Raw genomic sequence first — 10,482 nt, 5'->3', positions numbered from 1 at the left:
ACAACGACCAGTGCGAGGAACGATCGAAGGTCAGACTGGCGGAGCTTCTCCTCGAGCGGCTGCCCGACCTGCCGGGCGCGCGGCTTGGCCGGGGCTGGGCCGGCCTTTACCCCGTGTCCGCGGACCATCGCCCCTTCGTCGGCCCGATCGATGCTTCCGAGCCGACATTGGTGACCGCCGCCGGCGCCGGCGGCTACGGCATTCAGCTGGCCCCGGTGATCGGGCAGATCGCGGCCGACTGGGTTCTTCACGGCGCCCCGATTTCCGCGCCCGGCACCGAGAGCCTGCTGCCGTCGGCAGCGCGAAACATTGCTCTTAGGTGATTGAGCGATGGAGCTTGGCGGGATGTCGAAGTCCGTGTCACGCGCCTAGGAGCGCGCCGGCATTCTGCAGGCTCGAAACACTTCTTGGGCCATCGGCGCTTCGCGCGGAACCATCGGATCGAGAGCAGGTTGGTTGTGCATCTCAGTTTGAGAGACAGTCACAGCTCAAGGGAGAACCCGATGAAACTTCCGTACAGAACTACAGCCGCCGCTGCTGCCTTGCTATTCATGAGCTTCCCGGTCCTTGCCCAGACAAGTGCTGCGCCGGAGCCCACGCCGATTCCGCAGAAGCCCGGACCGACCGCGACACCGGAAGCCAATGCTCAACCCGCAGGTCCGACGCGCGAGATGATCCGCCAGATGATCGACGACGCGCTCCAGGAGAAGCTGCAGGAAGATCGTTCGGCTGAACAGGGACCCCGGCATGGCGGACGTTGGCACCGCGAAGACAGACAAGCGCGGCGCGACGGCGACAGAATGGCTGGCAGGCCTGATCGGATGGGACCGCGCATGATGCACCGCGCCCGTATGCAGGTCATGTTCGCGATAGTGGATGCCGACGGCGACGGCGCACTGTCGCAGGGCGAAGTTCAGGATATCGTCGGCAGGATCTTCAACGCCGCCGACGAGGATGGCGACGGCAGCCTCGACCTGGACGAGCTGCAGTCGTTCATGCATGGCTCCGGTGGCGGGCGCATGCGGTAGCGGCGCCGAAGCACATCCAGCCAGAGCGAAGCATCTTAGCCGCCGCTGTCCATGGAAGCGCATATATGTGACGGCCAGGGATTGAGATATATTGCCGCCATCCTTGGGCGCTGACGTTCTTTGAACGGGGGCATGACATGCAGGCGGTGCCGATAGCTCATCCGGCGGAACAGTCCGCCGCCGCCTCGGTACCTTCGCTCTCCGGCTATCCGGCCGCGGTGCTGTGCTGGCTGCTGTCGGCCGGCGTATATATCGCGGCCAAATGGGTGGCGCCGGAAATGCCGCCCTGGGGACTCTGCTTCTGGCGGCTTGCGCTCGCCTGCGCCATCCTGCTGCCGATCGTGCATCGTCATCACGGGGCGATGATCGCGCTTCTCAAATCCCGGCCGCTGGAGATCGCCGCCGTCGGAGCGATCGGCCTGACGCTCTGCCAGGGCATGATCTACCGCGGCCTCGCCGACACTGACGCGACCACGGCCGGCATCATCATGGCGCTGTCTCCGGTCATGACGATGGTGCTCGCGCGTTTCGTGCTCGGCGAGCCGCTCGGGCTTTGGCAGGCGCTCGGCGCGGTGGTTGCGCTCGCCGGCATGCTGGTCATCGTCGCGCATGGCGACCTGACGGCGCTGCTCCAGCTCCAGTTCAATCTGGGTGAATTGTGGATCGTCGGCAGCGCGTTCTGCTGGGCGCTCTACACCGTGCTGGTGCGCCGGTCCAAATTCGGCATCGAGCTGTTGCCGCTGGTGGTGCTCCTGCTCGGCGCCGGCGCGCTCGTCGCCCTGCCTTTCCATCTGTGGGAACTGGTCAACGACGAGCGCTCCGCCTTGAACGCCCATGGCTGGCTCGCGCTCGCCTACCTGGCGGGCCCGGGCGGCGCCCTGATGTACTATCTCTACAATCGCAGCGTGGCGACGCTCGGCGCCAGCCGGGCGAGCATGCTGCTCTATCTGCAGACGATGTTCGTCGCCATCCTCGCCTATCTGCTGCTCGGCGAGAGCCTGCATGACTACGATCTCATCGGCGCCGCCTTCATCGTCGCCGGCATCGTGCTTGCCACGATGTTGAAGCCGCATGCGGCTCGCGTCGCGTAGCCCGGTGATGGCAAGTGCAAGGAAAGCGTGTACCGCATCGGCGCGGTCGATCGTTCGAATGACACGGTCTGTCGACACCCTGGCACGGGAGCGGCCCGGAGCCCTTGTGGGTTTGGTGGCGAAAGGCAAGGGCCACCGGGCCTAACCGGCGGGGACCTAGTACGGGGACTTCGCTAAGAGGGCACCGGCTGATAGAAATATGCGCTAATGCTAATACAATTGAAACGCATCCCTAAGGACGATGGCCAGACTGGCCAGCTTAGGTAAATATCGGCCGTGCGCTTCGCATGCTCGGCCATTCGGACGACCGAGGCTACGGCAAGGCATCGAAGCAAGCGCCTATCTGATCTGGAACCCGTGGGCCAGCGGATCGCGGTCGTCGACGAAGATGGTGTCGTGGCCGACACTCCGCGCCCAGCCCGCCGACGCTTGGCCGAGGCTGCGGCAGCGAGCTCTAGCTCGCTCGTTCCTCTGCCGCCACTTCCCGGATCCAGCTGCGCAGGCTCTCTGCAGCGGGGGAAAGCTTACGATTGTCATTCCAGGTGAGATAGTAGCCGCCGGGCGCCGGCAGTTCGAGATCGGTCAATCTGACCAGCTTGCCTTCGTCGACCTGCGCGTTGACCAGGCGGTGCCAGCCAACCGCAACGCCCTGGTCGGCCTGGGCGGCTTGCAGCGCCACGAAAAACTTGCCGAAGCGCCGACCTCTGGTCGAACCGTGGGGCACGCCGGCGCGTCGCAAAACTTCGTCCCAGCCGGCCCAATCAGGATCAACCCAATCAACATGCAGCAGTGGCAAGTCAGCCAGCGAGTCCGCCGTTGCATCGCGATGCCTGCTCGCAAAGCCCGGACCGCAAACCGGGTAGATGGTCTCGTCGAAAAGCAACTCGGCGGTTTCGTCCGGCCACGACCCAAATCCGTAGCGGATGCGCAATTCGACCTCGGCGCGGCGATAGTCGCGAGGATTGTCCGAGATCAGGTGATCAACGGAAATGTCAGGGTGCCGCGTCCAGAAGACCGGCATGCGCGGGATCAGCCACATCGATGCCAGCGCATCCGAGCAAGCCAGGGTAACGTTCTTCGAACGATCGCCGCGCTTCACATTTCGGACAATGTCGGCGGCTCGCGAAAAGCCGCTGGCCAGCACGCCATAAAGATCTTCGCCTGCGCTTGTCAGCGCCACGCCGCTGCCGAGGCGGGTAAAGAGCGGCACTCCGAGCTCGTCCTCGATCGCTTTGATCTGTCGGCTCACGGCGCCGGGAGTGACGTTGAGTTCCGCAGCCGCCAGCTTGAACGACAGGTGCCGGGCGCACGCCTCGAAAACCGCCAACGCGGTCAATGACGGCAGGTCATAATAGCGGCGAACCATGTCCAAACTCTCAACACTTCGATGATCGCGCAGCGCCACAGCCTGAGCAAGAGGGGCCCGACTTGTCCGAAACTGCCTGCAGCCGATGCGATAGCGGTTTAGACAGCTGGCGGCGATCCCCAACCCTCTGCGGCGGACAATAGGAGAATCCAACCCGCCCAGCCCCGCCTACCGCGACGCCTTCCAATCAGCGTCCGACACCGCTGCCATGAGGCACCTGCCGTCAATACCGTCAAAGCGTGCGAATGATTTTTCTGCGCGCTGCCTCTCTACGAGTTCTGGCGCCGCGCAACTCAACAAGGAGGTGAGTCTTTTGCAGGCCCGCGCCGCTGGCCTTCGACGGCGGTTTCGAGAATATGCACTGAACTCTCCCCTACGAACATGGCTCGAGCAATGACGGATACTGAGAAGAAGACGGTCGTGATAACGGGCGCGGCCGGAGGCATTGGGCAAGTAATCTGCAGACAGTTCATTGCCAACGGCTATCGTGTGATTGCCGGCGACGCCGACCAGGCTGGGCTGGACAGGCTCGGGGTCGAGCTCAACGGAGGCGAAAAGAATGTCTGGAGCAAGGTCGGCGATCTCCGCAACAAGGCCTATTGCGAGGATTTGATCGACCATTCCATCCAGGCCACAGGGCGTCTGGACGTGCTTGTCAACAACGCCGGCATCATCACCCGCGGAAACATCCTCGAGACGACCGACGACGACTGGGAGCGGACGTTCGACATCAACCTGAAGTCGATCTTCTACACGTGCAGGCAAGCCATCGGTCACATGAAGGGCCGCAGCGGCGGCGCGATCGTGAACATCGCATCCTGCTGGGGACTTTACCCCGGGCCTGGCCACGCGGCCTACTGCACCAGCAAGGCGGCCGTGGCGGCGTTCTCGAAGTGTCTCGGCCGCGATCATGCCGGTGACGGGATAAGGGTCAACGCGGTCTGCCCGAACGAGGTCAACACGCCGATGCTGCGCTCCGGCTTCGCCAAGCGCGGTTTCAATCCCGACACCGCCATTGCAGAGCTCAACAGGTCCGTGCCGCTCGGCCGTATCGCCGAGCCGGAAGATATCGCCGAGGTGGTCTATTTTCTGAGTTCCGACGCCGCTCGCTACGTCGCGGGCACGACAGTCGAAGTCAACGGCGCAAAGCCTGTCTATTGAGGATACACATGGCCGACAGATTGGCAGGCAAGATTGCAATCATCACCGGCGGCGGACGCGGCATCGGTGCCGGCATTACCCAGCGCTTTGTCGAGGAGGGGGCAAAAGTCGCCATTGTCCAGCGAAATGCCCCGCCCGACGAAATCCTCAACGAGCGCACCATTTATCTGAAGGCCGATCTTTCGAATTCCCAGGACATTGCCTCGGCCGTCGAAACCGTCGTTGAGCGGCTTGGCGGGCTGGATATCCTGGTCAACAACGCCGGCATCATGTTCGAGAAGACGGTCGACGAGATGACCGAGGCAGATTGGGACCAGATGATGGACATCAATCTGAAGGCTCCGTTCCTCCTGACGAAAGCGGCAATGCCGCATCTTCGCAAGCGCGGCGCTGCAAGCATCGTCAACATCGGCTCGATCGAAGGGCTGGCGTCCAATCCGGGGCATCCCGCGTATTCGGCCTCGAAAGCGGGCATCCACGGCTTCACGGCAGCGGTCGCCGTGGACCATGGGCATGAGGGTATCCGCTGCAATGCCATCGCGCCGGGCTGGATCAATTCAGACCTCAGCGAGGTCTACATCGACAGCATGGCCGACAGCGACCGCGTCCGCAGGGAACTGCTTGTCATGCATCCGGTCGGGCGTCTCGGCCAGCCAACCGACGTCGGAAACCTCGCGGTCTGGCTGGCTTCGGAAGAAAGCGCCTTCGTCACCGGTCAGGTCTACGTCATCGACGGCGGCCGCACAAAGAAGCTTCCGCTGCCGGTCTCGTAAAGCTGGAAGCTCGGCAATCCGTTACAGGCTCCACAACGCAACTAGGGACAAGCTCGACCAGGCCCGAAGCCTGCGTCGTGACCGTCGGACGGCGACGGCTGTTCAGCACTGGAGCTTCGGCCTTTACGCGCTTTTGCTCAACAGGCGCGTGAGACTTTTGCAGTAGGTGAAATCTTCCCGTTTCGGCAATAGTTCCGCCAGCTCACAAGGGTTGCAAAGTTTTTTTCTCGGAGACCGCCATGACTGCTCAATTGCAAGTTTCTCGTAGAGGTGGGCGGGAGGCGCGACGGACCATCCGCACGGCACCGAAGATCGACATGCTGCCGACGCTGAAGCGCGGCCTGCCGGTTGTGGAGCCGATGGATGCCGAACAGGTCGAGCGTATTCATGAGGCTTCCCTCGCGATCCTCGAAGACGTGGGCGTCGTGTTTCGCGACCCGATCGCGATCGAGGATTGGAAGAGGGTCGGCGCCGAGGTCAGAGCCGACGACCGTGTTCATCTCGACCGCGGCCTGGTCATGGAACTCATCAAGACCATTCCCTCCAGGATCGAGTACTTCGCCCGCGACCCGGCGAAAAATGTCGAGCTCGGCGGGCCGAAGTCGATCTTCGTGCCGATGACCGGTGCGCCCTACATGCGCGACCTCGATGATGTCAGGCGCGGCCCGACGATCGCGGATCTCGGGACCTTTCACAAGCTGGCCCACATGATGCCGGCGCTGCACTCATCGGCGCACCACATCGTCGAGCCGATGGACATCGTGGTCGCGCATCGGCACCTGCACATCACCTACTCGTCGATGAAGCATTCCGACAAGATGTTCATGGGCATGACGACTTCGCCCAAGAATGCCGAGGACGTGCTCGACATGTGCGAGATCCTGTTCGGCGAAGGCTTCCTGGAGACACACTCGGTCGCGACGGGCAATTGCAACGGCAATTCGCCGCTGGTCTGGGACCAGGTGATGCTCGGCGCCATGCGCGCCTTCTGCAGGCGCAACCAGCCGGTGCTGTGCTCGCCCTTCGTTCTGGGCGGCGCCAATACACCGGCCTCCACAGCCGCCGCTGTCGCGCAGCTCAATGCCGAGGCGCTCTCCGCGCTCGCCTATACCCAAGTGATCCGCAAAGGCTGCCCGGCGATCTACGGGCACTATCTGTCGACGGTCTCGATGCAATCCGGCGCGCCGATGGCTGGGACGCCGGAGATATCGCTGATGAACTTCATGATTGGCCAGATGGCGCGCCGCTACAACGTGCCTTGGCGCACGTCCAACCTGCTCGGCGGTGCCAAGGTCTTCGATGCTCAATCCGGCTATGAGAGCGCGATGACCATGATGGCGGTGCTGATGTCGGGCGCGAACTACATCTGGCATTCGGCGGGATGGAACGAAGCCGGCATGCACTGCTCGATCGCGAAGTTCGTCGTCGATGCAGAGGTCTGCTCGATGGGTTATCGGATGACGCAGGGAATCCAGTGGGACGACTTCGATGAGGCCCTGGCTGCCGTGCGTGACGTCGGGCCGGGCGGCCATTATCTTGGCCATCCGCACACGCAGGCGAATTTCGAGCGGGCCTTCTTCATCCCGAAGCTGTTCGACAACAACTCGATCGAGCAGTGGTACGCGGACGGCGCCAAGGACATCAAACAGCGGGCACTCGAGCATGCCCGCAGGCTTCTGGCCGAATACGAAGAGCCCACGCTCGATATAGCGAAAGACGAGGAGCTGCGCGCCTACATCGACCGACGCTCGCGCGAGATCCCCGCGGTCGATGCGCTGAACGAGGAATACTGAGCGTGACCCCCGAGCCCGGAACGTCCGGTAAGCCAATCGGCGTCTACGGCGCCTGATGAACGCGTCCGCGAACATAAGGGCCATGAAGTCTTGCGCCACGCCGGAGATTTCGGCGATCGCCGACATGCCCTTCGACCTGGTGGTTCTGGTGTTGCCCGGCTTCTCGCATCTGGCGCTCCACGCCTATATCGAACCGTTTCGCATCGCCAATACGATATCGCGCTTGCCACTGTTCCGCTGGCGGATCGCGGGATTGGACGCTCGGCCCGTGGAGGGTGCGAACGCCCTCTCCATTGCAGTCGATGCAACAATCGATGAACTGGGTTGCAAATCGGACGATCGCAAGCCGGACCAGCTCGCGATATTGGCGGGCGAACCGGTCGAACGGCAACTGACCCCACAACTTAATGGATTTCTGCGCACGATTGCACGTCGCGGCGTTTCGATATCGGCGGTTGGAACGGCGACATGGCTGCTGGCGCAGACCGGTCTGCTTGCGGGAACGCGTTGTACGATCCACTAGTCTCGGCTCCCCGCATTTTCCGAAGTTTTCAATCAGCCGCGAATACGAGACTCCCTGTTCGTCAAAGACGGACAATATTCAACTTGCGCCGGCGAGCTGGCGGCCTTCGACCTCGCGATCGATCTGATCGGCAGTCATGCCGGCGGGTACATCGCGCAAGAGGTGTGCCGGCATGCGACCGTAGAGGGCCAGCGCTCAGGCTCAAACCGGCAGACCGGCCCGACCGGTCTTGCCTTCGCCGGGGTGAGCGACAAGCTCGTGATGGCGATGCGGATCATGGAAGAGAATGTGGAATTTCCGCTCTCCATGGATGAGGTTGCACATCGGGCCGGAGTGTCACGGCGCCAACTCGAACGCTTGTTTGCTGCTCATATCGAGGTGCCGCCAGTGCGGCACTATCTGCGGATACGCACAGACCATGCCAAGCGCCTGATCGAAGGGACGCGCTTGCCCATCATCGATATCGCCATGGCGTGCGGCTTCATATCCGCCTCGCACTTTGCAAAGTGCTTCCGGGCGTTCAACGGCATCTCGCCGCAACAATGTCGCGCGATGGTGCCAGCCTGGGTCGGGCCTGGCCTGGGGTAGGGCCCAGGCGGTTAGCCATGCCGGCGCTTGTGTCCGCTTGCCGTCAGCGGATCTGGAACCCATGCGCGAGCGGATCGCGATCGTCGACGAAGATCGTATTGTGGCCGATGATCTGCGCCCAGGCGTCGATGCTCGGCTTGATGCCCTTGAACGGACCGATGTTAGTTTCCACCTCGACGCGGCCCTTGAACACCGTGCCGATCAGGCTCTCCTGACGGAACGTCTCGCCGACCTTCAGGCGGCCCTTGCCATGCAGTTGCGCCATGCGCGCCGACGTTCCGGTGCCGCCCGGCGATCGGTCGATCGCCTTGTCGCCGTAAAACACCGCGCCGCGGCCGTCGCCATCGCCTGAAGGCCCGTCGCACCAGATGGCATGATGCACGCCGCGTATCCTGTCATCCTCCGGATGGATTGGATCGCAGTTAGGCGCCAGCGCGTCGCGCAGCCGCCGGCTGAGCTCGACGATGTCGCTGGCCGACATGCCGTCCAGACCCTGCCAGTTCTGTTGCGGCTCGACCACCGCGTAAAAATTGCCGCCATAGGCGATGTCGACGACGAGCCGGCCGAGACCAGGTAGATCGACGCCGACATCGGCGGCATGCAGGTAGCTCGCGACGTTGAACATGCGCACGCTTTCGACGAAGGCGCCCGGCTTGTCATACTCGATGTCGACCCTTCCTGCCGGCGTCTCGATCGAGAGCTTGCCCGGGACGCGCGGCGTGACGAGCCCTTCTTCGAGCGCCGCCGTCACCAGTCCGATCGTGCCGGCGCCGCACATGGGCAGGCAGCCGCTGACCTCGATGAAGATGACGGCGAAATCGCAGTCCTCGCGGTAGGCCGGATAGATGATGGCGCCCGACATGATGTCGTGTCCGCGCGGCTCGAACATCAGCGCTCGCCTGATCCAGTCATGCTCGCGCATGAACAACTCGCGCCGCTCGGCGATGGGGGCGTGCGGCAGCAAGGGGCCGCCGCCGGCGACGAGCCGGACCGGATTGCCGCAGGTGTGGGCGTCGATGCAAAAGAAGCTGCGGCGCATGATCGTTCTCATTTCCCATCAAGTGGACGTCGCCATCCGGGCCACGTCCTCACATGCCCCGCCAGGCTCATCCCTCGCGGCCAGCACGCAATTCCTGCAAACGGATCACCGTGTTGATGCCCATCCACGCGAACGGCTCGGGAGGAAGCCGCGCGGGCTGCGGTTGATCCGCATATTTGTCGAGCGTGTTCGACCGGGTGCCGGTCGCGAGATCCGCGGCCATGACGCCCGCGAGCGTGCTTTTGACGGTTCCAAGGCCGTTCTCGCAGCACGCCGAATAAAGGCCGTCATCGATCTCGCCGAAGGCCGGCACGTGGTTGCGGCTGAGGCAGAGCCGTCCGGCCCAGACATATTCGAACGGCACATCCTTGAGGTCCGGAAACCTGGCATCGAGTGACGTCCGCTGCTCGGCGGCGATGCCGGCCAGGCGCTTCTCGCTGACCCGAACGGGCCAGTCATAGGTGAACCGGGTCCGGATCACGATCCGCGAGAGCCCGTCGCTGGTTATCTTCCGGACCGTGGCGCCCATCGGATCGGCAGGCAGCAAGGCCCAGCGGTCCTTGCCCGTCGACTTCGCGGTGAAAGGGGCGGTCATCGATGCATAGGTGAAGATGTGCATCAGGCGGCCGCGGAAATAACCGAAATCATCGATATGGCCGTTGACGCCGAGGATGATTTTCGGCGCGGTGACGCTTCCGGTGCGCGACACCGCCTTCCAGGCTCCTCCCGCCCGGGTGAGCTTGAGCACCGGCGAGTGCTCGAAGATGTCGACTTTCGGTGCGAGCCCCGCCGCGAGGCCGCGGATATAGTCGGCGGGCTGGATCATCACGGCACCGGGCGTGTGGATGCCGCCGAGATAGTAGGACGACCCGGTAATTTCCCGCATGTCGCTCGCGTCGAGGAAGCGATGCCCTTCGCCGATCGCCTTGAGCGAGCGGCCGTAATTGGCATTGAGCGTCATGCCGCGCTCGGTCGCCGCGGCATTGATCTTGCCCGAAGGATCGAAGGTGTGCGCGGACATCCCGTATTCCGAGGCCGCCTCGGCGGCGAAAGCGATCGCGAAGCGGTTCTCGGCGATCTCCGCCTTTGTTTCGGCCTCACCGGCGACGGAATATTCGCC

At 63.3% G+C, this 10,482-nt stretch carries 11 protein-coding genes; 8 read left to right on the top strand and 3 right to left on the bottom strand.

Annotation, left to right across the window (positions count from 1 at the left end):
* From EOA32_RS26535 to EOA32_RS26525, 3 genes are all read left to right on the top strand, one after another.
* Positions 1-323, top strand: a 323-nt coding sequence (locus tag EOA32_RS26535; protein WP_145971357.1) for an FAD-dependent oxidoreductase, incomplete at its 5' end; no start/stop codon positions are given.
* Between the two features lie 135 nt (positions 324-458).
* Positions 459-1,028, top strand: a complete 570-nt coding sequence (locus tag EOA32_RS26530; protein WP_245307429.1) for an EF-hand domain-containing protein — start codon at positions 459-461, stop codon at positions 1,026-1,028.
* 137 nt (positions 1,029-1,165) lie between these two features.
* Complete coding sequence (locus EOA32_RS26525) at positions 1,166-2,119, top strand: EamA family transporter (protein ID WP_095783374.1); 954 nt, start codon at positions 1,166-1,168, stop codon at positions 2,117-2,119.
* Between the two features lie 454 nt (positions 2,120-2,573).
* Here the strand turns inward: EOA32_RS26525 and EOA32_RS26515 are convergent, their stop codons facing one another.
* A complete protein-coding gene (locus EOA32_RS26515) occupies positions 2,574-3,485 on the bottom strand; it encodes a LysR substrate-binding domain-containing protein (protein WP_095783375.1) in 912 nt (303 codons plus the stop codon).
* Positions 3,486-3,878: 393 nt separating this feature from the next.
* Here EOA32_RS26515 and EOA32_RS26510 point away from each other — a divergent pair, with 393 nt between their 5' ends.
* From EOA32_RS26510 to EOA32_RS26490, 5 genes are all read left to right on the top strand, one after another.
* Complete coding sequence (locus EOA32_RS26510) at positions 3,879-4,646, top strand: SDR family NAD(P)-dependent oxidoreductase (protein ID WP_128373286.1); 768 nt, start codon at positions 3,879-3,881, stop codon at positions 4,644-4,646.
* Between the two features lie 8 nt (positions 4,647-4,654).
* Complete coding sequence (locus tag EOA32_RS26505) at positions 4,655-5,419, top strand: glucose 1-dehydrogenase (protein ID WP_128373285.1); 765 nt, start codon at positions 4,655-4,657, stop codon at positions 5,417-5,419.
* A gap of 239 nt (positions 5,420-5,658) precedes the next feature.
* Positions 5,659-7,212 carry a trimethylamine methyltransferase family protein gene (locus EOA32_RS26500; RefSeq protein WP_128373284.1) on the top strand — a complete coding sequence of 518 codons (1,554 nt, stop codon included), beginning with the start codon at positions 5,659-5,661 and terminating at the stop codon, positions 7,210-7,212.
* Between the two features lie 124 nt (positions 7,213-7,336).
* A complete protein-coding gene (locus tag EOA32_RS26495; protein ID WP_189407383.1) occupies positions 7,337-7,735 on the top strand; it encodes a DJ-1/PfpI family protein in 399 nt (132 codons plus the stop codon).
* 243 nt (positions 7,736-7,978) lie between these two features.
* A complete protein-coding gene (locus tag EOA32_RS26490; RefSeq protein WP_128373282.1) occupies positions 7,979-8,323 on the top strand; it encodes a helix-turn-helix domain-containing protein in 345 nt (114 codons plus the stop codon).
* Between the two features lie 43 nt (positions 8,324-8,366).
* On the opposite strand, the gene EOA32_RS26485 is transcribed toward EOA32_RS26490, so the two are convergent.
* Both EOA32_RS26485 and EOA32_RS26480 read right to left on the bottom strand, forming a co-directional pair.
* Complete coding sequence (locus tag EOA32_RS26485; protein WP_128373281.1) at positions 8,367-9,362, bottom strand: 4-hydroxyproline epimerase; 996 nt, start codon at positions 9,360-9,362, stop codon at positions 8,367-8,369.
* 67 nt (positions 9,363-9,429) lie between these two features.
* Positions 9,430-10,482, bottom strand: a 1,053-nt coding sequence (locus tag EOA32_RS26480) for an FAD-binding oxidoreductase (protein ID WP_145971356.1), incomplete at its 5' end; no start/stop codon positions are given.

Source organism: Mesorhizobium sp. M1A.F.Ca.ET.072.01.1.1 (genome assembly GCF_004023325.1).
Classification (GTDB): domain Bacteria; phylum Pseudomonadota; class Alphaproteobacteria; order Rhizobiales; family Rhizobiaceae; genus Mesorhizobium.
The sequence above is the reverse complement of the archived record's forward strand: the minus strand, read 5'-3'. Positions and strand labels throughout refer to the sequence as shown.

Bases quoted from the DNA above. Each gene is read 5' to 3' on its own strand.
- EOA32_RS26510 (WP_128373286.1), top strand. From the start codon at position 3,879: ATGACGGATACTGAGAAGAAGACGGTCGTGATAACGGGCGCGGCCGGA.
- EOA32_RS26515 (WP_095783375.1), bottom strand. From the start codon at position 3,485: ATGGTTCGCCGCTATTATGACCTGCCGTCATTGACCGCGTTGGCGGTT.
- EOA32_RS26485 (WP_128373281.1), bottom strand. From the start codon at position 9,362: ATGCGCCGCAGCTTCTTTTGCATCGACGCCCACACCTGCGGCAATCCG.
- EOA32_RS26495 (WP_189407383.1), top strand. From the start codon at position 7,337: ATGCCCTTCGACCTGGTGGTTCTGGTGTTGCCCGGCTTCTCGCATCTG.
- EOA32_RS26500 (WP_128373284.1), top strand. From the start codon at position 5,659: ATGACTGCTCAATTGCAAGTTTCTCGTAGAGGTGGGCGGGAGGCGCGA.
- EOA32_RS26505 (WP_128373285.1), top strand. From the start codon at position 4,655: ATGGCCGACAGATTGGCAGGCAAGATTGCAATCATCACCGGCGGCGGA.
- EOA32_RS26525 (WP_095783374.1), top strand. From the start codon at position 1,166: ATGCAGGCGGTGCCGATAGCTCATCCGGCGGAACAGTCCGCCGCCGCC.